Annotated in this window: 32 protein-coding genes; 15 read left to right on the top strand and 17 right to left on the bottom strand. The window is 71.9% G+C overall.

What is annotated here, in order from left to right:
- Positions 1 to 14: 14 nt before the first annotated feature.
- Positions 15 to 1,253 carry an MFS transporter gene (locus NUH29_RS03310; protein ID WP_258797538.1) on the top strand — a complete coding sequence of 413 codons (1,239 nt, stop codon included), beginning with the start codon at positions 15 to 17 and terminating at the stop codon, positions 1,251 to 1,253.
- 60 nt (positions 1,254 to 1,313) lie between these two features.
- On the top strand, positions 1,314 to 1,706 hold the full coding sequence (locus NUH29_RS03305; protein WP_258797537.1) for a DUF1801 domain-containing protein: 393 nt from the start codon (positions 1,314 to 1,316) through the stop codon (positions 1,704 to 1,706).
- A 2-nt stretch (positions 1,707 to 1,708) separates the two neighbouring features.
- On the opposite strand, the gene NUH29_RS03300 is transcribed toward NUH29_RS03305, so the two are convergent.
- The 4 genes from NUH29_RS03300 to NUH29_RS03285 are packed head-to-tail and all read right to left on the bottom strand — an operon-like array spanning position 1,709 to position 4,655.
- Positions 1,709 to 2,995 (bottom strand): ArsB/NhaD family transporter, encoded by a 1,287-nt coding sequence (locus NUH29_RS03300; RefSeq protein WP_258797536.1) that lies wholly within the window; start codon positions 2,993 to 2,995, stop codon positions 1,709 to 1,711.
- The gene (locus NUH29_RS03295) at positions 2,992 to 3,462 is read right to left on the bottom strand and encodes a CBS domain-containing protein (RefSeq protein WP_258797534.1); all 471 of its coding nucleotides are present in this window, start codon (positions 3,460 to 3,462) and stop codon (positions 2,992 to 2,994) included. The genes NUH29_RS03300 and NUH29_RS03295 overlap by 4 nt, the downstream gene beginning before the upstream one ends.
- Positions 3,463 to 3,500: 38 nt before the next feature.
- Positions 3,501 to 3,797, bottom strand: a complete 297-nt coding sequence (locus NUH29_RS03290; RefSeq protein ID WP_258797533.1) for a DUF2277 domain-containing protein — start codon at positions 3,795 to 3,797, stop codon at positions 3,501 to 3,503.
- Between the two features lie 27 nt (positions 3,798 to 3,824).
- On the bottom strand, positions 3,825 to 4,655 hold the full coding sequence (locus NUH29_RS03285) for a helix-turn-helix transcriptional regulator (protein ID WP_258797531.1): 831 nt from the start codon (positions 4,653 to 4,655) through the stop codon (positions 3,825 to 3,827).
- Positions 4,656 to 4,756: 101 nt separating this feature from the next.
- Here NUH29_RS03285 and NUH29_RS03280 point away from each other — a divergent pair, with 101 nt between their 5' ends.
- The 3 genes from NUH29_RS03280 (at position 4,757) to NUH29_RS03270 (ending at position 6,859) form a co-directional block, all read left to right on the top strand.
- Entirely contained in the window at positions 4,757 to 5,788 is a 1,032-nt protein-coding gene (locus NUH29_RS03280; protein ID WP_258797530.1) for an SDR family oxidoreductase, read from the top strand.
- A gap of 61 nt (positions 5,789 to 5,849) precedes the next feature.
- On the top strand, positions 5,850 to 6,275 hold the full coding sequence (locus NUH29_RS03275) for a MarR family winged helix-turn-helix transcriptional regulator (protein ID WP_258797529.1): 426 nt from the start codon (positions 5,850 to 5,852) through the stop codon (positions 6,273 to 6,275).
- Positions 6,276 to 6,289: 14 nt separating this feature from the next.
- Positions 6,290 to 6,859 (top strand): YbhB/YbcL family Raf kinase inhibitor-like protein, encoded by a 570-nt coding sequence (locus NUH29_RS03270; protein ID WP_258797528.1) that lies wholly within the window; start codon positions 6,290 to 6,292, stop codon positions 6,857 to 6,859.
- A 1-nt stretch (position 6,860) separates the two neighbouring features.
- Here the strand turns inward: NUH29_RS03270 and NUH29_RS03265 are convergent, their stop codons facing one another.
- The 5 genes from NUH29_RS03265 to NUH29_RS03245 form a co-directional block, all read right to left on the bottom strand.
- On the bottom strand, positions 6,861 to 8,024 hold the full coding sequence (locus NUH29_RS03265; RefSeq protein ID WP_258797526.1) for a sensor histidine kinase: 1,164 nt from the start codon (positions 8,022 to 8,024) through the stop codon (positions 6,861 to 6,863).
- Between the two features lie 89 nt (positions 8,025 to 8,113).
- A complete protein-coding gene (locus NUH29_RS03260) occupies positions 8,114 to 9,454 on the bottom strand; it encodes a D-alanyl-D-alanine carboxypeptidase family protein (protein WP_258797524.1) in 1,341 nt (446 codons plus the stop codon).
- A 40-nt stretch (positions 9,455 to 9,494) separates the two neighbouring features.
- The gene (locus NUH29_RS03255) at positions 9,495 to 9,986 is read right to left on the bottom strand and encodes a GNAT family N-acetyltransferase (protein WP_258797523.1); all 492 of its coding nucleotides are present in this window, start codon (positions 9,984 to 9,986) and stop codon (positions 9,495 to 9,497) included.
- A complete protein-coding gene (locus NUH29_RS03250; protein WP_258797521.1) occupies positions 9,983 to 11,317 on the bottom strand; it encodes an NAD(P)-binding domain-containing protein in 1,335 nt (444 codons plus the stop codon). The genes NUH29_RS03255 and NUH29_RS03250 overlap by 4 nt, the downstream gene beginning before the upstream one ends.
- Positions 11,314 to 11,727 carry an arsenate reductase ArsC gene (locus NUH29_RS03245; protein WP_258797520.1) on the bottom strand — a complete coding sequence of 138 codons (414 nt, stop codon included), beginning with the start codon at positions 11,725 to 11,727 and terminating at the stop codon, positions 11,314 to 11,316. Before NUH29_RS03245 ends, NUH29_RS03250 begins: the two co-directional genes overlap by 4 nt.
- Before the next feature lie 73 nt (positions 11,728 to 11,800).
- On the opposite strand from NUH29_RS03245, the gene NUH29_RS03240 reads away from it, so the two are divergent.
- Positions 11,801 to 12,151 (top strand): ArsR/SmtB family transcription factor, encoded by a 351-nt coding sequence (locus NUH29_RS03240; protein ID WP_258797519.1) that lies wholly within the window; start codon positions 11,801 to 11,803, stop codon positions 12,149 to 12,151.
- Entirely contained in the window at positions 12,151 to 12,813 is a 663-nt protein-coding gene (locus tag NUH29_RS03235) for an MIP/aquaporin family protein (protein ID WP_258797518.1), read from the top strand. The genes NUH29_RS03240 and NUH29_RS03235 overlap by 1 nt, the downstream gene beginning before the upstream one ends.
- Positions 12,814 to 12,816: 3 nt before the next feature.
- Here the strand turns inward: NUH29_RS03235 and NUH29_RS03230 are convergent, their stop codons facing one another.
- The gene (locus NUH29_RS03230) at positions 12,817 to 13,023 is read right to left on the bottom strand and encodes a hypothetical protein (RefSeq protein WP_258797516.1); all 207 of its coding nucleotides are present in this window, start codon (positions 13,021 to 13,023) and stop codon (positions 12,817 to 12,819) included.
- 99 nt (positions 13,024 to 13,122) lie between these two features.
- Entirely contained in the window at positions 13,123 to 13,566 is a 444-nt protein-coding gene (locus NUH29_RS03225; RefSeq protein WP_258797515.1) for a DUF2000 family protein, read from the bottom strand.
- A 49-nt stretch (positions 13,567 to 13,615) separates the two neighbouring features.
- On the opposite strand from NUH29_RS03225, the gene NUH29_RS03220 reads away from it, so the two are divergent.
- The 3 genes from NUH29_RS03220 (at position 13,616) to NUH29_RS03210 (ending at position 15,677) form a co-directional block, all read left to right on the top strand.
- Positions 13,616 to 14,398, top strand: coding sequence for a helix-turn-helix transcriptional regulator (locus NUH29_RS03220; RefSeq protein ID WP_258797514.1), 783 nt, complete (start codon positions 13,616 to 13,618; stop codon positions 14,396 to 14,398).
- 25 nt (positions 14,399 to 14,423) lie between these two features.
- Positions 14,424 to 15,335: a cation diffusion facilitator family transporter gene (locus NUH29_RS03215; protein WP_258797512.1), complete on the top strand. Its 912-nt coding sequence runs from the start codon at positions 14,424 to 14,426 to the stop codon at positions 15,333 to 15,335.
- Between the two features lie 66 nt (positions 15,336 to 15,401).
- Positions 15,402 to 15,677 carry a hypothetical protein gene (locus NUH29_RS03210; protein ID WP_258797511.1) on the top strand — a complete coding sequence of 92 codons (276 nt, stop codon included), beginning with the start codon at positions 15,402 to 15,404 and terminating at the stop codon, positions 15,675 to 15,677.
- Positions 15,678 to 15,762: 85 nt separating this feature from the next.
- Here NUH29_RS03210 and NUH29_RS03205 read toward each other — a convergent pair whose 3' ends face one another.
- Positions 15,763 to 16,356, bottom strand: coding sequence for a TetR/AcrR family transcriptional regulator (locus NUH29_RS03205; RefSeq protein WP_258797510.1), 594 nt, complete (start codon positions 16,354 to 16,356; stop codon positions 15,763 to 15,765).
- An 83-nt stretch (positions 16,357 to 16,439) separates the two neighbouring features.
- On the opposite strand from NUH29_RS03205, the gene NUH29_RS03200 reads away from it, so the two are divergent.
- Positions 16,440 to 17,372, top strand: a complete 933-nt coding sequence (locus NUH29_RS03200) for an aldo/keto reductase (protein WP_258797509.1) — start codon at positions 16,440 to 16,442, stop codon at positions 17,370 to 17,372.
- A 72-nt stretch (positions 17,373 to 17,444) separates the two neighbouring features.
- Here the strand turns inward: NUH29_RS03200 and NUH29_RS03195 are convergent, their stop codons facing one another.
- Positions 17,445 to 17,948, bottom strand: coding sequence for a DoxX family membrane protein (locus tag NUH29_RS03195; protein ID WP_258797508.1), 504 nt, complete (start codon positions 17,946 to 17,948; stop codon positions 17,445 to 17,447).
- Positions 17,945 to 18,397: a DM13 domain-containing protein gene (locus NUH29_RS03190; RefSeq protein ID WP_258797507.1), complete on the bottom strand. Its 453-nt coding sequence runs from the start codon at positions 18,395 to 18,397 to the stop codon at positions 17,945 to 17,947. The genes NUH29_RS03195 and NUH29_RS03190 overlap by 4 nt, the downstream gene beginning before the upstream one ends.
- A 167-nt stretch (positions 18,398 to 18,564) precedes the next feature.
- Between NUH29_RS03190 and NUH29_RS03185 the strand changes: the two genes are divergently transcribed.
- The 4 genes from NUH29_RS03185 (at position 18,565) to NUH29_RS03170 (ending at position 21,135) form a co-directional block, all read left to right on the top strand.
- Positions 18,565 to 19,266 (top strand): response regulator transcription factor, encoded by a 702-nt coding sequence (locus NUH29_RS03185; RefSeq protein ID WP_308445741.1) that lies wholly within the window; start codon positions 18,565 to 18,567, stop codon positions 19,264 to 19,266.
- The gene (locus NUH29_RS03180) at positions 19,260 to 20,417 is read left to right on the top strand and encodes a sensor histidine kinase (protein ID WP_258797506.1); all 1,158 of its coding nucleotides are present in this window, start codon (positions 19,260 to 19,262) and stop codon (positions 20,415 to 20,417) included. Before NUH29_RS03185 ends, NUH29_RS03180 begins: the two co-directional genes overlap by 7 nt.
- 133 nt (positions 20,418 to 20,550) lie before the next feature.
- On the top strand, positions 20,551 to 20,745 hold the full coding sequence (locus NUH29_RS03175) for a hypothetical protein (protein ID WP_258797505.1): 195 nt from the start codon (positions 20,551 to 20,553) through the stop codon (positions 20,743 to 20,745).
- A 30-nt stretch (positions 20,746 to 20,775) separates the two neighbouring features.
- Complete coding sequence (locus tag NUH29_RS03170) at positions 20,776 to 21,135, top strand: hypothetical protein (RefSeq protein ID WP_258797504.1); 360 nt, start codon at positions 20,776 to 20,778, stop codon at positions 21,133 to 21,135.
- 9 nt (positions 21,136 to 21,144) lie between these two features.
- On the opposite strand, the gene NUH29_RS03165 is transcribed toward NUH29_RS03170, so the two are convergent.
- The 3 genes from NUH29_RS03165 to NUH29_RS03155 form a co-directional block, all read right to left on the bottom strand.
- Positions 21,145 to 21,459 carry an ArsR/SmtB family transcription factor gene (locus NUH29_RS03165; RefSeq protein WP_258797503.1) on the bottom strand — a complete coding sequence of 105 codons (315 nt, stop codon included), beginning with the start codon at positions 21,457 to 21,459 and terminating at the stop codon, positions 21,145 to 21,147.
- Entirely contained in the window at positions 21,456 to 21,935 is a 480-nt protein-coding gene (locus NUH29_RS03160) for an SRPBCC domain-containing protein (protein ID WP_258797502.1), read from the bottom strand. Before NUH29_RS03160 ends, NUH29_RS03165 begins: the two co-directional genes overlap by 4 nt.
- Before the next feature lie 138 nt (positions 21,936 to 22,073).
- On the bottom strand, positions 22,074 to 23,594 hold the full coding sequence (locus NUH29_RS03155) for a glycoside hydrolase family 36 protein (protein ID WP_258797501.1): 1,521 nt from the start codon (positions 23,592 to 23,594) through the stop codon (positions 22,074 to 22,076).
- Positions 23,595 to 23,601 lie beyond the last annotated feature (7 nt).

The following is a 23,601-nucleotide window of genomic DNA, read 5'->3' as shown; positions in this document are numbered from 1 at the left end:
GCATACTGTTCGTCATGCTCTCTCGAACCGCCGCCTTCGTCGGTATGTCCGGCGCACTGCTCGCCTTCTTCATCGCCGCGGGAGCGCCGACCCCGATCTTCCCGCTCTATGAGCACGACTGGGGCTTCACGCCCGCCACGCTCACCTTCGCGTTCGGCGTCTACGCCATCGCCCTGATCGCGGCGCTGCTGGTCTTCGGCTCGCTCTCCGACTACGTCGGGCGTCGCCCGTTGCTGATCTCGTCGCTCGCGGTGGAACTGGCCGCCATGGTGATCTTCCTGGTCGCGCCGTCGGTGACCTGGCTGATCGTCGGCCGCATCCTGCAGGGCCTCGCAACCGGAGTGGCATCCGCTACCTTCGGCGCCGCGGTCGTCGAACTCGCCCCCGAGCGTCGCAAGAAGCTGGGCGCGGTCATGACGAGCCTCGCCACGACCGCCGGACTCGGACTCGGCGCGCTCTTCGCGGGAGTCGTGTCGCTCGCGATCCCGGATGCCGCGGCCCTCACCGTCTGGACCGTGCTGGTCGTGCTCATGGCGGTCGGCACCGTGCTGGCGGTGCTCACCCCCGAGACGTCGACCCGCCGCCCCGGCGCCCTCGCATCCTTGCTCCCCCGCATCTCGGTACCCGCGTCGGCCCGCCGGCTGTTCGCCACCACCGTGCCGACGATCATCGCCACGTTCCTCACAACCGGACTGTTCCTCGGGCTGCTGCCCGTGATCCTCGGCACGGTGTCCGGCGAGCCCGACCCGATCGTGAGCGGCGGGCTGAACTTCGTGATGTTCGCGGTCGCGACGGCCGCGGCCGGGTTCACGAGCGCGGTGAGCCCGCACGTGCTGCGGGTCGCGGGCGGCCTCGCGCTGAGCCTCGCCGCGATCCTGCTGCTCGGCAGCCTCGCCGCGGATGCGATGCCGCTGCTCTGGGTGGCGGCCGTCGTTGCCGGCGCGGGGTCGGGTTCGGCGCTCTCGGGCGGCACCCGCGGGCTGGTACCGCAGGTCGAGCCGCACGAGCGGGCCGGGATGTTCGCGGCGTTCTTCGCGGTCGCGTACGTGACTCTCGCGGGCGCCATCATCGGCGGCGGCCTCCTCGTGGGGCTGGTCGGTGCCGCCCCGGCCGCATCCGGCTACGCGATCCTGCTGGGGATCGTCGCGCTGGCCGCCGCAGCTCTGAGCTCCGGGCGCCTCGCGCGCCGTCGGCACGCCATGGCTCCCGCGACCGCGCCCGTCGCGATCCTGCCCGTGGCTGAGCGGGTCTGACTTCCTCGGTTCGATATCTGACCGCACCGTAGCCCTCCCGCATCTGCTAGACCGAGACCCATGACGGTCGAGTCGCAGATCGAGGCCTACCTCGCGGGCCAGCCCGAGCCGAAGCGCACCGAACTGACCCAGCTGCACGAGCGCATCCGGGGTCTCATGCCCGACGCGGAGCTGTGGTTCCTCGACGGCACGGACGCGAGCGGCAAGGTCGTCTCAAACCCGAACGTCGGCTACGGGCGGCAGGCCGACCGCGACTTCTACCGGGTGGGGATCAGCGCCAACACGAGCGGCATCTCGGTGTACCTGATGGGGTTCGAGGATCGCACCCACCTGCCGCGCACGATCGGCGACACCATCGGCAAGGCGACCGTCACCGGCTACTGCGTGAAGTTCCGCAAGCTTGCCGACATCGACCTCGAGGTGCTCGACGCGGCGATCCGCTCGGTTCCCTGAGCTCAGGCGAAGTAGCGCAGGTACAGGTACGGCACCGAGAGCGCGATGGTCACGGCGGTGACGATCAGCCCGTACTTGGTGAACGTCCAGAACGAGATCGGGTGCCCGTTGCGGCGCGCGATGCCGAGCATCACCACGTTGGCGCTCGCGCCGATCGCCGTCGCGTTGCCGCCGAGATCCGCCCCGAGGGCGAGCGCCCACCACAGCGGCTCGGCCTGATCGCCGCCGGCGGCCACCAGGTCGGCGGTGAGCGGCGCGGTGGTGGCGACGTACGGGATGTTGTCGACCACTGCCGAGAGCACGGCGGAGCCGACGAGCAGCACGTTCGCCGCGAGCGCGTGCTGGTCGCCGACCGCGTCGGTCACGGCCCGGCTGGCGACGCCGATCACGTCGAGGTTCACGAGCGCCCCCACCATGATGAAGAGGCCCGCGAAGAACACCAGGGTGCGCCACTCGACCTCGGCGAGCGCCTTCACCGGGTCGAACCTCGACACGAGCAGCAGCAGCCCGGCGCCGATCAGCGCCACCTCGGCCGGCTCGAGGTTGAGCGCGGAATGCAGCACGAACGCGGTGAGCACGAGCGCGAGCACCACGAGCGAGATGATGAGCAGCCGCAGGTCGCGGATCGCCTCGCGGGCGTCGAGCGCCATCACGAGCGCGGCACGCTCCGGGTCGTAGCGGAGCTGCTTGCGGAACAGCAGCCAGCACAACCCGAGGAACACGACGAGCAGGATCACCACGATCGGCCCGAGGTTCAGCAGGAAGTCGTTGAAGGTGAGGCCGCTGCGACTGGCGATGATGATGTTCGGCGGGTCGCCGATGAGGGTGGCGGTGCCGCCGATGTTGCTCGCCATCGCCTGCGCGATGAGGAACGGCACCGGGGGGATGTCGAGGCGTTCGCAGATGAGCAGCGTCACCGGCGCGATGAGCAGCACCGTCGTGACGTTGTCGAGGAACGCCGAGAGCACCGCGGTGAGCACGAGCAGCACCATCATGATGCGCATCGGCCGACCCCGCGCGCGCTTCGCGGCCCAGATCGCGAGGAACTCGAACCCGCCCGTGTGCTGCACGACGCCGACGATGACCATCATCCCGAAGAGGAGGAAGATCACGTTCCAGTCGATGCCGGTCTCCTCCGAGAAGAAGATGGCCTGATCGTCCGTGGCCCCGAGGATCACGAGCAGCGCGGATGCGCCGAGCACCACCGCGATGCGGGGCACCCTCTCGGTCGCGATGAGGATGTAGGCGACGATGAAGATCGCGAGGGCGGCGATCGCGAGCGCCGTCACCGCCTCCCCGCCCCGCCGTCGGACACCTCTGTGAGGGCGCTCAGCACCTGCGCGTCGGTCACGAAACCGGGAGGGTCGTCGCCGGATTCGACGAGCAGCAGCGGTGCGCGGGAGTGCACGAGACGCAACGCGAGCTCGAGCAGCCCGGCATCGGCCTCGACCTGCTCGATCTCGTAGTGCACGTCGTCGTCGTCGAGCACCGCGCCGATCTGCGAGGCGCGCACCCCCTCGATGCCCCGCGAGTCGGCGCTGTCGAGCACCGCCGCGACGGCGAGGTCCTCGCGGGCGTAGCGCGGGGCGATGAGGCGCATCAGGTCGGCTGTCGACACCCAGCGCACCCGTCGAGGTTCGGGTCCGTCGATGACCACACCGGGCAGCGCGGCGTCGAGCACCCGGCTCGCGACCTCGGCGACGGTCGACGATGCCGGCAGGGTCTGCACCGGGGTCGCCAAGTGGGATGCGTGCATTTCCTCATCCTCTCGCCTCTGCGCGCGCAGCACCCGCCTCACGCGACACCGGTGCGGATGCGCACCTCGCGCTCCATGCGCTTCTCGTGGCGGGCGCGCCCCTTCACGGCCTCGGCCTCGCGGTTCTTGGGCGGCGCGTTCGTGACGAGCTCGTCGAGCATCCGGCGGGTGGCGACCGCGATCTCGTCGATCGCCCGCTCGAACGCCGGGGTGTTGGCGCGCGACGGATGCGTCGACCCGCTCACCTTGCGCACGAACTGGAGCGCGGCCTCGCGCACCTCGTCGTCGGTGGTGGGCGGCTCGAAGTTGTGGAGGCAGCGGATGTTGCGGCACATGCCCGCGACGATACGCCGCAAGCCCCGTCAGCGGGCGGGCGACTCCGCGCCCATCGAGGCGAGCAGCGCCAGCTTCTCCGCCGCATCCGAACCCGGATCGGCGTGGTAGATCACGAGCGTCATGCGATCGGTGCCGCCGATCAGCAGCTTCTCGCGGTTGAGCCGCAGCTCGCCCAGCTGCGGATGCTCGAACGGCACGACCGCGCCCTGCCGGGGTCCCACGTCGTGCCGCGCCCACAGCCGACGGAACAGCGGGCTCGCGACCGAGAGCTCGCCCACGAGCTCGATCACCCGCGGGTCGTCGGTGTCGGCGCCGATCGAGGCGCGGAATCCGGCGATCAGCCCGGCGGCCGCCTGCTCCGACTGCGGGAACATCGCCCGCTCCTCGGGGTCGAGGAAGACGTCGCGCAGCCGGTTGCCGCCGATCCGCAGCCGCGGCGACAGCGCGAGCGCGAGCGGGTTCGAGGCGAGCACGTCGAGGTAGCGGCCCTCCACGAATGCGGGCAGCGGCAGTTGCCGCACGAGCGTGAGCGTGCCCGCCGGCACCACCTCGCGGCGCACCCGCCGGGTGCGCCGGGGCTTCTCGGCGACCAGCCCGAGCAGGTACGCCATCCCCTCGTCGTCGAGCTGCAGCACCCGCCCGATCGACTCGAGCACCTGGGCCGAGGGGTGCCGGTCGCGGCCCTGCTCGAGACGCAGGTAGTAGTCGGCGCTGATGCCCGCGAGCATCGCCACCTCCTCGCGCCGCAATCCGGCGACGCGCCGCGTGCCGAGCACGGGGATGCCGACGTCGTCGGGGGTCACGAGCTCCCGCCGGGCGCGCAGGAACCCGCCCAGCGGGTTCGGCTCGTCGCTCACCGTCTCACCGTAACCCCGCGGAACGCGCCGATCCTGGTCCCCCGACTCCCAGGATCGCGGGGGCTCTCGCTGCCCGCACGGCGGCCTCGCACACTCGGAGCATGACCTCTCCGACCGTTCTCGTCACCGGTGGCTCGGGCTTCATCGCCGGCCACGTCATCCTGCAGCTGCTCGACGCCGGGTACCGGGTGCGCGCGACCGTCCGCTCGCTCGCGAAGGAGCCCGCGGTCCGCGAGGTGCTGACCGACGCGGGCATGACCCGGGGCGACGCCCTCGAGTTCGTCGCCGCCGACCTGCTCGACGACGCCGGATGGGATGCCGCGGTCGCGGGCGTCGACACCGTGATGCACGTGGCCTCGCCGGTCATGCCCGGGCACGTCGACGACGAGCAGCAGCTGATCGCGCCCGCCCGGGACGGCGCGCTGCGCGTGCTGCGGGCCGCCCGCGATGCGGGGGTGCGTCGCGTCGTGCTGACGTCGGCGTTCCACGCCGTCAGCTGGGGCCACCTTCACGACGACCACGTCTTCACCGACGACGACTGGACGGTGATCGATGGACCGGGGGTCGATGCCTACGGCAAGAGCAAGACGCTCGCGGAGCGCGCCGCGTGGGACTTCGTCGCCGCCGAGGGGCGGGGCATGGAGCTCACGACGCTGCTGCCGGTGGCGGTCATGGGGCCGGTCATGGGCGACGCCGTGTCGGGCTCGAACCACATCATCCAGAACATGCTCGCCGGACGGATGCCGGGCTACCCCGCGCTGTACATCCCGGTCGTCGACGTGCGCGACGTCGCCGCCGCCCACGTCGCGGCGATGACCACCCCGGAGGCGGCGGGGGAGCGCTTCCTGATCGCGAGCGACCCCGTCATGTCGCTCCGGGAGATCGGCGCCACGGTGCGGGCCGCTGTGGGCGACGCGGCCGCGAAGGTGCCGACCCGCGCGATCCCGAACGTCGTGGTGCGCCTCGGCGCCCTCTTCTCGCCGCAGTTCCGCGCGCTCGCGCCCGACCTCGGCTACCGCAAGCGCTTCACGACCGAAAAGGCACGCCGCATGCTCGGCTACACCGCGCGCCCCGCGGTCGAGGCGATCGCATCCGCAGCCGAGAGCATGGTGCGGCGGGGGCTCATCGGCTAGCGTCCGATTTGCTTAGTAACACTAAGTAAATGCTATGGTGTACTCAGCAATTGGAGGAGCCATGGCAGAGCACACCGACGACGTCGGCGCCGAGCTGCGTCGAGCCGTGACCCGCCTGGCGAGCCGCTTCCGTTCGGAGCGGCTCGAGGGCGAGGTGCCGGATGCGGCGCTGCAGGTGCTCGTCGTGCTCGAGAAGCGCGGCGGGATGAGCCTGACCGAGCTCGCCGCGAGCGCTCACGTCACGCTCGGCTCGATGAGCCAGACCGTGCGCCGGCTGGAGGCGCTCGGCCACCTCACGAAGAGCCGCGACGACGTCGACCGCCGGCGCGTGGTGTTCCAGCTCACCGCCCAGGGCAGCAGCGCCGCCGACGCATCGCTGCGCCACCGTCGCGACTGGTTGAACGCCCGCCTCGCCGAGCTCACCGAGGACGAGCTCGCCGACATAGCCCGCGCCGCGCCGCTGCTGCTGCGCCTCGGCGACTCCTGACCCCGGAGGAACCCATGCATCCCGTCGAAACCCTGCTCACCCCCCTCGGCCGCGCGCTGCGGCATCGCCACGCCGACGAGGCGCTGAGCATCGCCCGCGCGCCCGAGCTCGCCACCCCGAACCGCATCGTCGTGACCTCGCCGAGCTTCGCGGAGGGCGAGCAGATCCCCGACCGCAGCTGCGGATGGCTGATCGGGCAGCATGTGTCGCCCGCGCTGCGCTGGGACGCGCTCCCCGCCGAAACCGTCGACGTGCTCGTGATCATGGAGGACGTCGGCAGCCCGGCGCCGAATCCACGCATCCACGCGGTCGCGGCCGTCACCCCGGCGGCCGAGGGCATCCCCGAAGGGGGTCTCGGCGCGGGCGCCCCCGGTGCGCGGTTCCTGCGGGGACGGCGCGGACCGTCGTCCTACCGCGGTCCCCGGCCGATCCCGGGCCACGGACCCCACCGCTACCGCATCCACGTCTACGCCCTCGACGCGCCGGCGCCGCTCGAGCAGCTCGCGGAGGTCGCCGCCGTCCCGGCGGCGGTCGCCGGCCACGTGCTCGCCGCGGGCACGCTGACGGGCGTACGCGAGGCCTGAGCTACCGCGGCAGGGTCGCCCAGACCCGGGCGCCGCCGAGGGGCGAGTCGTCGATGCCGATGCGTCCGCCGTGCGCCTCGACGATGCGGCGGCAGGTGGCCAGTCCGATACCGAGCCCCGGGACGCCCGCACGGCCGCGCTCCATGAGCTCGAACACGCGCTCGCGCTGGTCCACGGGCACGCCGGGCCCGTCGTCGTCGACGGTCAGCAGGCAGCCGCCGTCGATCTCCGACGCCCGGATGTCGATCCGCGGTGCGGCACCGGATGCCGCGGTGAACTTGATCGCGTTCGCCACCAGGTTCTGCAGCAGGGCGCGCACGAGGGTGGGGTCGCCCACCGCATCGACCCGCACCTCGCTCGACACCCGGGCGCCGCTCTCGGCGACGGCGGGGCCGAGGTCGTCGAGCACCGCGGCGACCAGGCCGGGCAGGTCGAGCGGCTCCCGACGCGGCTTCGCGCCACCGAAGCGGGCGTAGTCGAGCAGATCGGAGATCATCGCGTGCATCCGCGCGGCGGCGGCATCCGCGCGGGCGAGCGACTGCTTCGCGTCGGGCGCGTCGTCGAGCTCGGGGCTCGTCGCCGCGAGCTCGATGAACCCGGCGACCGCCGTGAGCGGGTTGCGCAGGTCGTGGCCGATCTGGCCCGCGAACGACTCCAGCTGCTGGTTCGAGTGGCGCAGCTCCCGCGCCACCCGGCGCAGCTCGAGCGCCTCGACCACCTGCTCGGCGAGCAGCGCGAGCCCCTGCCGACGGTCCGGCGTCAGCTCCCCCACCTCGTCGTCGAAGACGCACAGCGTGCCGATCGGGATCCCGTCGGGGGTGACGAGGGGGCTGGAGGCGTAGAAGCGCACGTGCGCGATCTCGCCGGCGACGAAGGGGTTGTGGGCGAAGCGCGCATCCTCACGGGAATCCGCCACCACGACCTGCTCGGCGCGCTCGAACACGGCCGCGCACATCGAGTCCTCGCGGCTGCACACATCCGCCGCGAAGCCGAACGCCGCGACCTGGTGCTGCAGGCGGTCGTCGATGATGTTGATGACCGCCTTCGGCACCTCGCAGAGCGTCGCCGCGAGCCACACCAGCCCCTCGAGGTCGGCGGCCGGCGCGTCGAGCACCTCGTACTCCGCGATCGCGCTCCGGCGCGCCTCGTCCTGCAGCGTGGTCATCCGTCCCCTCCGGACATCGACTCTAACGACGGGAAGCGTGCTCGACGTGGCCCGGGGTGATGGCGACGTCGGCCTGGCCTTCGGAGGGTTCAGCCGAGTTCGAACGGATGCGTCAGGCGCCACCACTGGTCGGGGGGTGAGATGGCGCCGTCGAGCAGCACCGGAACCGTCACTGCACGGCTGCCCGCCGTCCAGGTCAGTTCGCCGAGCTGCTCGCCGTCGGCACCCGAGGTGAGCTGCAGACTGCTCATCGTCGGCACGATCGGTGTGTCCGACCAGGTGAGCAGCGTGGCGGTCTCACCGACGACCACGCGGGCGCTCTCGCCCCACGGCGTCGTGTAGACACCCAGCAGCTGCCCCTGCTCGGCGGCCGTCACCTCGTGGAAGCCCGACCGGATGCTCTCGAGCCAGGCCCGCACGTCGCGGCTGACGGTGTCGTGCGAGAAGCCGCCGAGCACGACCCCGGTCACGTCGAGCGGCTCGCCGATACCCACGTCGAGCTGCGACGAGAACAGCAGGTTGGAGGTGTCGAGCGTGCCCGTCTTGATGCCGCGGATCCCCTGGACGCCGAGCAGCGAGTTGGTGTTGCCCTGCCCCGCCAACCCCGGCACGTCGAGCGCGGGCAGGCCCACGATCGACGCGATCGACGCGTTCGCCATCGCGAGCCGACCGAGCGCGAGCAGTTCGCTCGGCGTGCTGGTGCTCCCCGGGTCGAGCCCGGTGGGCTCGACGACGGTGGTGCGGCTGAAACCGTTGGCGGCGAGCCAGTCCTTCGTGGCCCGGAGGTATGCGGCGCGCGACCCGAACGCCCAGGTCGCCACCGCATCCGCGTAGTTGGTGGCGGAGACCACGAGCATCATCTCGAGCGCGTCGTGCAGCGACATGGAGCTGCCGGTGGGCATCGCGGCGATCGTCGCGCCACGCACGTAGTAGGCGTCGTAGAGGTCGTGGTCGGCCTTGTCGAAGGTGATCGTGGGGCCGGGGTCGTCGGGCCCGGCGAGCGGATGCGCGTCGAGGATCACGAGGGCCGTGACGAGTTTCGTGATGCTCGCCATCGGGCGCGGGTCGTCGCCGCCGTTCGAGGTGGGGATGCCGCCGAGCTCGGGGCCGAGATAGTCGTCGCCGCCGGTGATGCTGATCGCCGATGCGCCGTCGGGCGGCGTCGCGACGACCACGACCGGCCCCGACTGCGACGCGGGGAGCTCGATCTCGCCGGTCGCCGCGGGAAGCGGCGCGCTGAGCGTGTAGCCCGCGTACCCGCCGAGGAGACCGAGCACCACGGCGACGACGACACCTGTCGCAATCAGCCGGCGACGACGACGGCGACGACGCTCGACCGGATCGACGGGCTCGCCCTCCGTCGCCTCCGCGCCGCGCATCAGCGCGGTGAGCTGACCCACCCCGTCGGAGGGTTCGTCGCGATAGGCCATCCGGATCCCCCGATCGTGAGCGAGGCTCTCATCCTGTCAGCTACGCGCGCCGCTCGATGAGGATCGTGTCGCGCCAGCGCCCCGCCCACGGGCCGGTCTGCATGAGGGCGATGCGCTCGCGACGGCCGACCGTGCGGAAGCCGCAGGCCTCGTGCAGCCGCAGGCTCGCGACGTTCTCGGGGAAGATGCTCGACTGCACCGTCCACACGCCCTGGCGCGCCGCGAGGTCGAGGAACCCGTCGAGCAGCAGGCGGCCGATGCCCTGCCCCTGGTGGCCCTCCTCGACGTACACGGAGTGCTCGACGACGCCCCGGTAGACCTCGCGCGACGACACGGGCGACGCCGCCGCCCAGCCGACCACCTCGTCCCCCTGCACCGCGACGAGGCGCAGATCGGCGCGCTTGCCGGCGTCGAAGTGCTCCCAGCTCGGGGGCTCGGTCTCGAAGGTCGCGTTGCCGGCCTCGATGCCCTGCCGGTAGATCTCCTGCACGGCGCCCCAGTCGCCCTCGCGCATCGGGCGCAGCCCGGTCATCCGCAGCAGGATCCGTCGGAGGCGAGCAGCTCGCGGCCGAGCAGGGACGGGGCATTGCTCGTCGAGCACACCCCCGTCTCGGGCAGGGTCAGCTCGATGCGGCGCGCGGCCTCGTGCGCGCCCGCGAGCTCGTCGGCGATCGAACGCACCTGCTCGTAGCCGGTCATCAGCAGGAAGGTCGGCGCGCGACCGTAGCTCTTCATGCCGGCGAGCCAGAAGTCGGGCTCCGGATGCGCCAGCTCGTCGACACCGTGCGGCGGCACGGTGCCGCAGGAGTGGACGTTGGGGTCGATGAGCGGCGCGAGCCTCGCCGGCGCCTCCACCACCTCGTCGAGCCGGAGGCGCACCTCGCGCAGCATGTCGAGGTCGGGGCGGAACCCCGTCGCGACGACGACCGTGTCGGCCACCGTCTCGGCGGGTGCCTCGGCCCGCGTGCCGCGCAGGGCGACGCGGCCGCCCTCGACGGGCGCGGCGTCCGCGACCAGGAACTCGTCCAGCAGCGCGACGCGCCCCGTGCGCACGAGCTCGTGGGTGGCCTCGCCGAGCGAGCGGCGGCCGCCGAGCTGGTCGCCGTCCGAGCCGTAGACGCGCACGGGGGAGGCCGAGCGGATGAGCCAGGCGACCGTCGTGCCGGGCACCTCGTCGGCGAGCTGCGCGAGCGCGATCAGGGTGTTCGCGGCCGAATGCCCGGCGCCCACGACGACCGTGTGTCGCCCGGCGAAGCGCTCCCGGTCGCGGCCGAGCACGTCGGGGAGCCCGTGGGTCAGCTGATCGGCCACGGCAGCTGCGTCACGCGGGCGCAGGCCGGAGGCGATCACCCCGTTCGGCTGCGCGAAGGTGCCCGAGGCGTCGATCACGGCGCGGGCGCGCAGCTCCTCGCCGTCTGCGAGCCGCAGCAGGAAGGGGGTCTCGGCGCGGCCGGCGCTGCGGGTGCGGTCCATGCCGACCCGCGACACCCCGTCGACCTCGACGCCGTAGCGCACGCGCGCCGCGAGGGCGTCGGTGCGGGCGAGCGGTTCGAGGTACCGCTCGACGAGTTCGAGCCCCGTCGGCGCGCGCTCGAGCTCGGGGGCGGGCCATCCGGTGCCCTCGAGCAGCCGCACCGCGGCGGCGTCGAGCACCTCGCGCCACGGCGAGAACAGGCGGATGTGCCCCCACTCGCGGATGGCGGCCCCCGGCCCGTCGCCGCGCTCCAGCACGAGCGGTTCGATGCCGCGCTCGAGCAGCTGCGCCGCGGCCGCGAGACCGACCGGTCCCGCGCCGATCACGACGACGGGCAGCGCGGTGCGCGCCGTCCCGGCGATCTCGGGGGCGGCGGCCGCGAGGATCACGCCGACTCCCCGAGGGGCGCGATCTCGGCGATGAGCGCCTCGATGCGGGCGCGGATGTCGTCGCGGATCGGGCGCACGTGCTCGAGGTCCTGGCCGGCCGGGTCGTCGAGCTCCCAGTCCTCGTAGCGCTTGCCGGGGAAGATCGGGCAGGTGTCGCCGCAGCCCATGGTGATCACGACATCCGATTCGCGCACGGCGTCGGTGGTGAGGATCTTGGGGGTGTTGCCCGTGATGTCGATGCCCTCCTCGGCCATCGCCGCGACGGCGACCTGGTTGATGCGGTCGGCGGGCTCGCTGCCGGCGGAGAGCACCTGCACGCGGTCGCCCGCGAGGGCCTGCAGGTAGCCGGCGGCCATCTGCGAGCGGCCGGCGTTGTGCACGCACACGAAGAGCACGGTGGGTGTGGTCATGCGCCGAGTCTGACCCAAACATCGATCGCCGTCAATATCGACATGGATCGATCTATATGGGATGCTGATGCCCATGCCGGTCACCGAACTGCTCCCGATCCGCGACGTGACCGCCTGCTGCGCGCCGCTCACCCGCGAGGCGATCTCGGTGGAGGATGCCGACGCCGTCGCCCGCTCGCTCAAGGCGCTCGCCGACCCGGCGCGGCTGCGGATCGTGTCGATCGTGGCGGCGCACGACGACCAGGAGGCCTGCGTGTGCGACCTGCAGGAGCCGCTCGGGCTGTCGCAGCCCACCGTCTCGCACCACCTCAAGGTGCTCGTTGAATCCGGCTTCCTCACGCGGTCCAAGCGGGGCACCTGGGCCTACTACCGTCTGGTGCCGGGCTCGCTCGACGCGGTCGCGTCGCTGCTGACGACCGTCTGATGACCTCCCTGCCCCGGCGGCTGCTCGCCGAGTTCCTCGGCACCGCGCTGCTCGTCGCCGTCGTCATCGGTTCGGGGGTCGCCGCCTCGCGACTCTCCCCCGCGGACGCCGGTCTGCAGCTGCTCGAGAACGCGCTGGCGACCGCGATGGGGCTCGCCGTGCTCATCGCGGTGCTCCAGCCGATCAGCGGCGCCCACCTCAACCCCGTCGTCTCGCTCGTCGACCTCGCCGTCGGCCGCCGGCCCTGGGCGGATGCGCTCGGCTACCTGCCCGCACAGCTCGCGGGCGGTGTCGCGGGCGCCGTGCTCGCGAACGCGATGTTCGGGGCGCCGACCACCATCAGCACCACCCACCGGTTGTCGTGGCAGCACGCGCTCGCCGAGGTCGTCGCGACCGCAGGACTCGTGCTCGTGATCTTCGTGCTCGCCCGCACCGGTCGCGGCGCCTGGGCGGCGCCCGCCGTCGGCGCCTACATCGGCGCCGCCTACTTCTTCACGAGCTCCACCTCGTTCGCGAACCCGGCGGTCACCCTCGGGCGCGTCTTCAGCGACACCTTCGCGGGCATCGATCCGGCGTCCGCACTCGGGTTCGCGGCAGCGCAGCTCGTCGGCGGCGGAGTCGGGCTCGGGCTCGTGCTGCTGCTCGCGCCCGAGCGCCGCTAGACCTCAGAGCCCGAGCACCCCCGGGTCGTCGGTGTCGGCGCCGGATGCCAGCCGATCGGCCTCGGCGCTGTCGACGCGATCCTCGTCGACGTCGGGATCGAGCTGCACCTCGCCGTCGCGCTCGATGGTGCCCTCCTCGACCGCGTCGCCCGAGTCGATGTTTTCGTCGTCGGGGTCGAGGGGCACGGGGGCCGCGTAGTTGCTCGTCATGATGATCTCCTTCTCTCGATGCCGCCACGGTAGGTCGCGGCATCCCGCCCGGCGACGGGCTTGACAGCGCGAGCGATGAGGCTCCCGGGACGGCGCACCTCAGGGGTGCATCCGCGCGCCCTTCAGAATGCGGTCGACGACGTTGCGCGGACCTAGGATGCCGATGCCGACGAGGTCCAGCGCTGCGGCAGGCACGGCCGCGACCGCGGCACGGTTCGCGGTGTCGTGGCCGGTGGAGAACAGCTCGCGCGTGTAGAGGGCGACCGGGATCGACCGCACGATCGCCTTCTCGCGCGCCGAGGCGAGCACCTCCCCGGATGCGGTCATCACGAGCACGGGCTGCCGCAGCATCGGCAGGTAGTCGTTGCCGTCCGCGTCCCGGTACGCCTCTCCGACCAGTCCAGGCTCGCTCGTGGCGATGCCGCTCATCAGGAACGCGGTCACGTTGAGCTCCTGCCAGGGCGCGAGGTCGTCGCGCACCACCACCACGGCCTTCGTGTCGAAGCGGGTGCGGTCGGGCTCGCGGTCGTCGCTCTCGTCCATGACGGCAGCATCCCCCGCGGGATCCACCGCCGTCTTGTACGTTCCTTGCATGGCCGACAGCGTGCGCGCCTGGCACCCGGAGGTGCCCGGCATCCGGGAGGTGCTGCACGCCACGTTCTCCCAGCATGCCTACCCCGCCCACGTGCACGACGACTGGACGGTGCTGCTCATCGACGACGGCGCCGTCGCGTACGCCCTCGACCGCGCGGGGCACCACGCCGTTCCCGGAACGGTCACGCTGCTTCCACCGCAGATCCCCCACGACGGGCGCACGGCAGTCGCCGGCAGGCCGTTCCGCAAGCGCGTGCTGTACCTCGACCGCGAGTGGCTGCCGCCGACGTCAGAAGTGGCCGCCGCCCGTGAACCGGCGCTGCGGGATCCGCGAGCCATCGGCATCGTGGCGGGAATCCACGAGGCACTCCGGGCGCCGGGCGATGCGCTCGCCGCGGAGTGCGGCGTGCTGGCGCTCGCGGACCTCGCGCGTGCGTCCGCGGATGGGTCCCGCCTCCTCCGCACCGCATCCGACGCCCCGCTCGCCCGGCGGCTGCGGCAGATGCTCGACGACCGTGTCGACGAGTCCTTCACCATCGCGGAGGCGGCGCGCCTGCTCGGCACCCACCCGAGCCACCTGGTGCGGGTCTTCTCCCGCAGCTACGGGATACCCCCGCATCGCTACCTGACCGCCCTGCGGGTGGATCGCGCGCGCCAGCTGCTCCGGGCGGGCCTCCCCGCCGCCGAGGTGGCTGCGCGGGCGGGTTTCCACGACCAGGCGCACATGAGCCGTCACTTCCGCCGGGTGCTCGGCGCGGCGCCCGGCACCTTCGCGGCCTAGTGCGCAGACCGGCAGGATGGGGCGCATGGCCGTCGTGATCGCATTCCTCGCGAACATCGCCGTCGCGATCGCGAAGACCGTCGCGGCCGTGCTCACCGGCTCGGCGTCGCTCGTGGCCGAGGCGCTGCACAGCTGGGCCGACGCCGGCAACGAGGTGTTCCTGCTGCTCGCGGAGCGCTCGGGGCGCCGGCGGCGCGACCGCGCGCATCCGCTCGGCTACGGCCGCGACGTGTACTTCTGGTCGCTGTTCGCCGCCTTCGGGCTGTTCACGATCGGCGCCGTGCTCTCGATCGCCACCGGCATCCGCGAGCTCGTCGCGCCGGAGCGCGCGACCGACTACCTCGTCGCCTACATCGTGCTGGCGGTGGCGGCGGTGCTCGAAGGCGTCTCGCTCGCCCAGTCGCTGCGCCAGGTGCGACGCGAGACCGCCGAACTCGACCGCGACCCGGTCGACTACGTGCTGAACGGCTCGAACGCGACGCTGCGGGCCGTGGTGTTCGAAGACGTGGCGGCGCTCATCGGCCTCGCGATCGCCGCGAGCGCCCTCGCCCTGCACGAGATCACCGGGCTCGCGCTGTTCGACGGCATCGGCTCGATCCTGATCGGCGTGCTGCTCGCGGTGGTGGCGGTGGTGCTGATCCAGCGCAACCGGCGCTTCCTGGTGGGCGAGGCGCCGCCGGATGCCGTCCGCCGGGAGGTCGCGCGGCGCCTGCTGCTGCATCCGGCGATCTCGCGCCTGACGTTCCTGCACCTCGAGTTCGTGGGCCCGGGGCAGCTGCTGCTGATCGCCGCGGTCGACCTGGTCGACGACGACGCCGAGTCGATCGTCGCCGTGCGGCTTCGTCAGCTGAGTCGCGAACTCGAACGCGACGGCCGCATCGCGATCGCCGCACTCACGCTCGCCCTGCCCGACGAGCCCTCGCTCGAGCACGACTGACCCCACCCGGCGCCCCGCCGAGGCCGATTCGGAATCCGCGGGGGAACCGTCGTACACTTCCTACCCGTGTCGAGCCTGAAGGAATGGTGGCGTCGCCGCCGTCAGGAGTCCCTGCGCCGGCGCCTCGTCTACTCGGCGAAGAGCCGCTGCGCGTGCGGCGCCGGATTCGCCTACGACAAGCGCACCTCGCACACCGTCTGGGACTGCAGCGCGATCATCCTCGGCGACGCCCTGCTCGGGGGCGAGGCCTCGGCGGCCGTGCACTCGAACCCGTGCACCTACTTCGAGATGCTCTCCGAGCGGCACCCCGCCGCACAGGGCGCGACCACGCGCCCCGCCTAGGGCCTGTTGCCTGAGGGCTTGCTCGGCCCGGAGCGCTTCCTGTGCCGAACCCGCACGCAACGGTTCGCTCGTCGGCGGCAGTGGGCTACGAGACCGCCGCGATTTCGGCGAATGCGGTGCGGAGCAAAGCTGCAGGGTCTGCAGCGGCCTCCGACTGCGCCCAGTTCCCCAGTGCGATGTCGAAGCACGCGAGGGATGAGTGCACGAGCGCCTCGGCGCGCAGGAGTCGCTGGGGTCCGCGTAGACGCTCGGCGACGAGCGGGGTGAGGAGCTGCGCCCAGAGCAGGTGCTTTTCGAGATTGCGGGCGCGCAGGCTCGGCGTGCTGCCCAGCACCCTCATGGCGCGCTTGCCTCGCACGTCGTCGCGGTCCGGCTGCGCGAGGAGTGCCTCGTAGGCGGCGAGCAGACCCTCCCACACCGGTTCGTCAGCCGGTCGTTCTGCGAACCGATCCCGGACGAATACCCCCCAGCCCATCGGTTCGGCGATCACCGCGTCTTCCTTCACCGCGAAGTACCGGTGGAAGCTACGCGCGGAGATCCCGACTTCGGTCGCGATCTGCTCGACGGTCACGTTGGCGAAGCCGTGCTCGTCGAAGAGGTCGACCGCCACCTCCGAGATGCGGGCGCGCACGGCATCGCGCGCGATCTCGCGCGTCCCGGACTTCGTGGGCTCGCTCACACAGCGATCATACAGCGCCAATTCTGTCAGTCTCTGACACTATTGGCGTATAGTGACATCATTCACATGAGAAGGGAACCATCATGGAACAGCGCACCCTCGGTCGGCAGGGGTTGAGCACGTCCGCCATCGGCTACGGCTCGATGGGCACCGCCGTCGGCTACGGCCCCCGCGACGACACCGAATCCATCGCCGCGATCCGCACGGCGAACGAACTGGGCGTCACCCACTTCGACACCGCCGAGATGTACGGATGGGGTGCCGGCGAGCAGCTTCTCGGCCGAGCTCTCGCGCCCATCCGGGACGGGGTGACGATCGCCACGAAGTTCGGATTCACGCCGAGCTTCACCCCGAACTCACAGCTCGACCACGTCCGCGAGGTCATCGACAACAGCCTCAAGAACCTCGGCGTCGACTACATCGATGTCCTCTACCAGCACGTCGACGACCCGGCCGTGCCGGTCGAAGACGTCGTCGGCGTCATGCAGGAGTACGTTCAGGCCGGCAAGGTGAAGTACCTCGGGCTGTCCAACACGACCCCCGACAACGTGCGCCGCGCGCATGCCGTGCACCCCATCACGGTGCTGCAGACCGAGTACTCGGTCTTCGAGCGCAGCGCCGAGGCGTTCTTCCCGGTACTCGAGGAGCTCGGCATCGGCTTGGTCGCCTACTCGCCGCTCGCCCGCGGATTCCTCGGCGGCGCCGTGCAGCCCCGCTCCGGCTACGACGCGAACGACTTCCGGCAGCACATCCCGTGGTGGGCGCCGGGCGTCTACGACGAGAACGTCGCCATCGTCGGCCGGCTCACCGAGTTCGCCGAATCCAAGGGCGTAACGCTGGCCCAGCTCTCGATCGCGTGGCTGCTCGCCCAGAAGCACTACATCGTGCCGATCCCGGGATCCCGCAACCCGCAGCGCGCCGCCCAGAACATCGCGGCCGCCGAGCTCGAGCTCACCCCGGCCGACCTCGCACGCATCGCCGAGATCGCGCCGACCGGCGGCATCACCGGCCCTTGACGCCGCCGGCGAGGGTCGCACCCGTGCGGCGCGACCCTCGCTCCGCGTCACCGTGATGCAGCCCCCGGGGCCTCAGAGCCAGCGGCGCACCGCGGGGGCGAGCGGCCGCGCGTCCGGGTGGCGGCGCAACCGCATCCGCTCGAGCAGGCTCGTGAGCCCGAAGCGCGACGCGAGCAGCGGCCAGGCGACGATCGGCAGCGACAGCACCACCATCACCGGGTACTGGGCGATCAGCTGGTCGGCCGACCAGTAGAGCATGAGCGTGAGCACCGAGCCGAGCGCCGCCGGGAAGGTCAGCAGCCCGAGCACGAGCACCACCCCGAGACCGGTCTCGAGCAGCGGGATCACGAACCCGAGCAGCTCGGAGGCGGCCCGCATGGGGCCGTCGGCGAACGCCTGGAAGTACTCCGGCACCCTGCTGTTGCGGGTGGCGCCGTCGACCACGAGCCGGATGTCGTCGCCGGCGAACCCGGCCTGGTACTTGAAGAGGCCCTCGTTCAGCCAGAAGGCGCCGAGGGCGACCCTCGTCGCGCCGAGCAGGATCGACGCGACGAGGGACCCGCGGGTGGTGTTCACGACAGCGACGCCGCCCCGAACACGGCCTTGGCCTTGTCGCAGTGGATGACGACCGTGTCGTAGCCCGACACGTCGACTCCGCTGAGCGAGAAGGTCTGCGAGGCCTCGCTGAACGAGACGGTCGAGATCTCCATGCCGGCCTCGACGGCCGCCTCGTCGTCGCCGTTCGTCAGGTAGATGTGCAGGTCGGGGCCCTCGCTCGACGAGAAGCCGGAGAGGGTGATCTCGGTGTCGCTCACCTCGACGGTGCCCGCCACCATCTGGTCGTTGAGGCCCGCGAAGTCGCCGCTGCGCGACGCGGTCGACGACGAGCCCGAGTCGCTCGAGGACGACGACCCCGAGTCGGAGCCGGACGACGAGCTGTCGGATCCGGTGGTGCTGCAGGCGGAGAGGCTGAACGCGAGGGCGAGCGCCGAGAGGGCGATCGCGGTGCGGGGGATGGTGCGCATGGGGTGCTCCTTCTGTCTGGACGTCGACGGGCGCTCCCCGCCGACCGCAGGAACGTAACCCCGCGCGGCGGCGCGGAATCCGGACCTGACGCAGCCGTAAGGGCGCATTTCAGGACCGTAAGGATCTCGGCCGACCACGGCGGTGCGAAGGCGCCTATCGTCGGAGCGTGGACGCACCCGGCCCCCGCGTGATGATCGTCGAGGACGATCACACCCTGCGCACCGTCGTGGGGGACTTCCTGCGCGCCGGCGGGTTCCGGGTGGCGCAGTTCCCGGACGGGCTGAGCGCCCGCGACGCGCTGCGCGGCGAGCTGCCCGACGTGCTCGTGCTCGACCGGATGCTGCCGGGCGTCAGCGGCGACGAGCTGTGCCGGCAGGCGCGCGCGGCATCCGACCAGCTGCCGATCATCATGCTCACCGCGCTCGACGCCGTCGAGGACCGCATCGACGGTCTCGAGCACGGCGCCGACGACTACGTGACGAAGCCGTTCGCGCTGCGCGAGCTGCAGCTGCGCATCAGCGCCACCCTGCGCCGCACCCGCGCCGCCGAGGCCGCGCCGTACACGGTCGGCCGGTTCCGGGTCGAACCCGGGCGGCGCCGTGTGTGGCTCGGCGAGCGCGAGATCGCGCTCACCGCCCGCGAGTACGAGCTGCTGTTCTATCTGACGCAGCATCCGGATCGCGTGGTCTCGCGCGACGAGATCCTGCGCGAGGTGTGGGGCTGGAGCTTCGGCGACCCGGCGACGGTCACCGTGCACGTGCGGCGGCTGCGCGAGAAGATCGAGTGCGACCCGGGGCTGCCGCAGTTCCTGCTCACCGAGTGGGGCGCCGGATACCGCTTCACCCCCGCCGCGGAGTCGACGTGCTGAGCCCGGGCGATCTGCTGCTCGTGATCCTGACCGCCGCGGGATGCACGGCGGGGGTGACCCTGCTCGCGTTCGTCGCCCTGCGGCTCAACCGTCGCGGCACGATCGGCGTGCAGATCCGCATCGTCGTGGCGGCGGTCGCCGCCTCGATCACGCTGTCGACGGCCGCGATCGCGGCCGAGATGTACTTCTCGGAGCACGACTTCCAGCTGCTGCTGTGGATCGTCGGCATCGCGGCCGTGATGAGCCTCGGCGCGGCCTGGCTGCTGGCGCGCACCGCGCGCCGGGCGGCCCGCGCGCTGAGCGACTCGGCCCGGCGCCTCGGCGAAGGCGACGTGGTCGACGCGGCGCCGGTCGCCTGGCGCGAGTTCGCCGAGGTGTCGACGCAGCTCGCCGACGCGTCGGAGCGCCTCGCGGCGGCGCGCGCCGAGATCGAGCGGCTCGACGCGTCGCGCCGGCAGTTCTTCGTGTGGATCTCGCACGACCTGCGCACCCCCCTCTCGGGCATGCGGGCGCTCGCCGAGGCGCTCGAGGCCGGGGTCGTCGACGATCCGGAGGACTACCTGCGCCGCATCCGGGCTCAGGTGGAGTCGATGAACCGGCTGGTCGACGACCTGTTCGAGCTGTCGAAGATCGACAGCGGCATGCTCCGGCTGCACCGCGAGTCGGTGGTGCTGCTCGACATCGTGTCGGATGCCGCATCCGACGTGCAGCAGCTCGCCGCCGAGCGCGGGGTGCGGATCACGCACGCGGGCGTCGAGGGGCACGTGCTGTGGGCGGATGCCCACGAGCTGAGCCGCGTGGTCACCAACCTGCTCGGCAACGCCATCCGGCACGCCCCGGAGGGGTCGGAGATCCTCATCTCGGCGTCGCGCGGCGACGACGAGCGGCTCGTGCTGAGCGTGCTCGACCACGGCAGCGGCGTCGCATCCGAAGACCTGGGCCGCATGTTCGAGATCGGCTGGCGGGCGGATGCCGCGCGCACCACCGATGCGGCGAGCGGCGCCGCCGGGGCCGGCCTCGGGCTGGCGATCGTGCGCGGCATCGCCCGTGCGCACGGCGGCGACGTGCACGCCGAGCACGTGCCCGAGGGCTTCCGGCTGAACGTCGTGCTCCCGCTCACCATCCCCACCCCCACCCCCACCCGCGAGTAGTCGTATTTCGGGCCCAAACCCTCGGTTTTGGGCCCGAAATACGACTACTCGGGAAACGGGGTCGGGTGGATCACGCGAGCCGGGGATGCGCAACCCCCTGACCGGATGCGGCGGGGCGGCGCAGGCTCGAGGGATGAGCGATCGAGACGACGTGAAGCAGCCCACCGACCATCTCCCCCCGGGTGACGACGCATCCGCCGTGACCCCGCCAGCGGATCACCCGCAGGACGCAGCCGAAGGGGGCTCGGCCGTCGGCCCCGAGACGGCGGCCGAGCCCGAGAAGCCCGCGCGCCACGGCGTCGCCAAGATGCCGCCGGGCGTCGGCTGACGACCGCAGATCTCGGAAAGGAGAACACGGATGACGATCCGGCTGAACGATGAGGCCCTGTCGCACGCACGCGGCCTGCTGCGCGGCGGCGACGTGGAGTTCGACGAGCGCGACGACTGGAGCGAGCACGCGCCGTCGGCCGACGACGGCAACGACTTCATCGACGAACACGGCATGGCCGAGTACTCGCGCTGGTTCCTCGGCGAGGACACGGGTGCGACGGAGGGCACGAAGGGGCGCTACTCGTTCCCCTTCGGCGATTTCCGCAAGCTGCACCGCTGCGCCGTGATCTCGGCGGAGAGCCGGGCCGGCCAGTACGACCACGATGAGATCGAGAAGGCGCTGCGGGAGCTGCTCGAGCAGATCGACGCGAAGGCCGATCGCAGCTGAGACCGGAGGTCAGAGCCCCTCGGCGATCTCCTTGATCGCGGCGAGGCGGCGGTCCCACAGCGCGCCGACGGCGTCGAGGCGGCGCGCGGTCGCGGCGAGCTCCGACCCCACGACGCGGTAGCGCACCTCGCGTCCGACCCGCACCGGTTCGACGAGCCCCACCTCCTGCAGCACGCCGAGGTGCTTGGCGATCGCCTGGCGCGTCACCGGCAGCCGGCCGGCGAGGGCGGACGCCGAGGCGTCGCCCTCGCCGAGCGCGGACAGGATGCTCCACCGCGTCTCGTCGCCGAGTGCGGCGAACACGGGAACCAGGGTCTCGGTCACGCGCCGCCCTCGAGCAGGGCGACGAGCTTGTCGAGCTCGTCGGTCCAGCCGGTGCGGTGGTCGCGCACGTTGGAGAGCGGGTCGCTGGTGTTCTCGAACCCGGTCTCGACGACGGTCAGCTCGGTGCCGTCGTCGACCTCCGCGAGCGTGAAGGTGAAGACGGTCGAGGTGTCGTCGACGACCCGCTCGGGCAGCGAACCCGCCGCGTCGTCGTTGCCCCAGCGGTAGCTCACCGAGTGCGGCTCGTCGATCGCCTCGACGCGGATGGGCACCGCGCCGTAGCCCTCGAACGTCATCGTGCCGCTCGCCCCGACCCCGGCTCCGTCGAGCACGGTGATGCCGAACCAGCGCGAGATGTGCTCGGGCTCGGTGACGGCGTGCCACACCTTCTCGATCGGGGCGGCGATGCGGATGGTGCGCCGCACGCTGAACGTGGACTCGTCCGCGACGGCGGGCGGGTTGGCGGTCATGCTCATGATCTTGCTCCTTCAGCCGGATGTGTGCAACCCGTTGGTTGCGCTTAATGCAACCTTAGAGTTGCACATCCGGGCAGAAGAAGCAACCCTCCGGTTGCATGAAGGGTGCGGGGCGGGCATCACGCCCCGCACCCCGTCTCAGCCGGCCACGGTGCTGACCGGAGCGGTGTAGTCGATGAACGGCGCGAAGTCGACGAGTCGGCCGTCGACACGGAACCGATAGCGCCCCTCCTGCACGACCTGCTCGGCGCGACCGAGCCAGGCACGCAGGTCCTCGAGCTCGTGCGGCAGCAGCCACGCCGCGGGATCGGAGGTCGACTTGAACCCCAACACCGTCGCGACATCCTCCAGCAACTGCCGCTGCGGCTCGTCGAGCAGGCTGCGGCGACGCCGGAAGTAGACGACATCCGGGTCGGTGTCGATGGCGGGGCGCAGCCAGGCCCGGTGGATCGACGCGAGGAAGGCGTTGCGCGCCCCGACACCCGTCGGGTCGCCGGGCCGCTCCGCGTTGTCCCAGAACGCCGCCACATCCGGGCCGACGCGCACACCGTCGAACACGCCGATCGAGGGGATGATCGGCACGCCGCACCCCAGCAGGTAGACGTCGTCGCCGACAGTCTCGCGGATGAGGGCGATCGCGTCGCGGTACGCGCGCTCCCGGTGCACCTCGGAGCTGCGACCACCGGCGAGCGCCCCCGCGTACATGAAGTCGAGCTTGAGATAGCTGAACCCCCAGCCCACCACCCGCGTGAAGAGCTCACGCAGGTGGGCGACGACCTCGGGATGGGTGGTGTCGAGGCCGTAGTACGGCCCGCCCCAGTTGTAGCCCGCGACCAGGGGGGCGCCGTCCTCACCCTGGATCAATAACTCCGGCCGGTCCCGGGCGAAGACCGAGTGCGGCAGGGCGATGAACGGAGCGAGCCACAGCCCGGCGCGGAAGCCGGCATCCGTGATCGTGCGCGCCGTCGCCGCCATGCCCGAGGGGAAGCGGTCGTTCGCCTCCCAGTCGCCGACCGACGGTTCCCATCCGTCGTCGAGCTGCACGACGTCGAACGGCATCCCGTTCAGGCCGTCGACCGTGTTCCGCACGAGACCCTCGTCGAGCTCCTCGTAGAACGAGTACCAGCTCGACCAGACGCGCCCGGCACGCAGCGACCGCGAGCCCAGCCGCTCGGACAGGAGCTGCGCGTAACGTGCGAACACCTCGACCTCGGGCCCGCGGGCGAGGAACCAGTCTGCGCCCGTCTCCTCGAGAGTGCCCCAGAGGGTCGACGCCGTCGCACCCACCCTCGGGGCGCCCAGACCGAGCGCCCCGAGGAGGATGATCTCGCCACCGGGCACCATGATGGCGCCGACCGCCGCCCCCGAGTGGGCGTGCGGGGTGTCGTTCTTCGCGTCGTCGGCGGTCAGCAGCCGCTGCGGGCTGTCGTAGACGCGCAGGGGCGCATCCGCGAACCGTCGCCACCCCGACGGGCTCCACGAGTTCCATCCGTGACGGAAGAACTCGCCGTCCGCGTACGGGTGCAGCACGGTGACCGCGCCCGTCGGGATCAGGAACTCGCGCTCGCCGATCGCCTGCGGCGTGCCGCCGGCGATGACGGGCAGGGTGACGTCTCCCAGCTGGACGACGCCGGAGAAGGTGGAGAGATCCGTGTGCATTCGTGCT

This window comes from Protaetiibacter mangrovi (assembly GCF_024752305.1).
GTDB lineage: Bacteria > Actinomycetota > Actinomycetes > Actinomycetales > Microbacteriaceae > Homoserinibacter > Homoserinibacter mangrovi.
The sequence above is the reverse complement of the archived record's forward strand: the minus strand, read 5'-3'. Positions and strand labels throughout refer to the sequence as shown.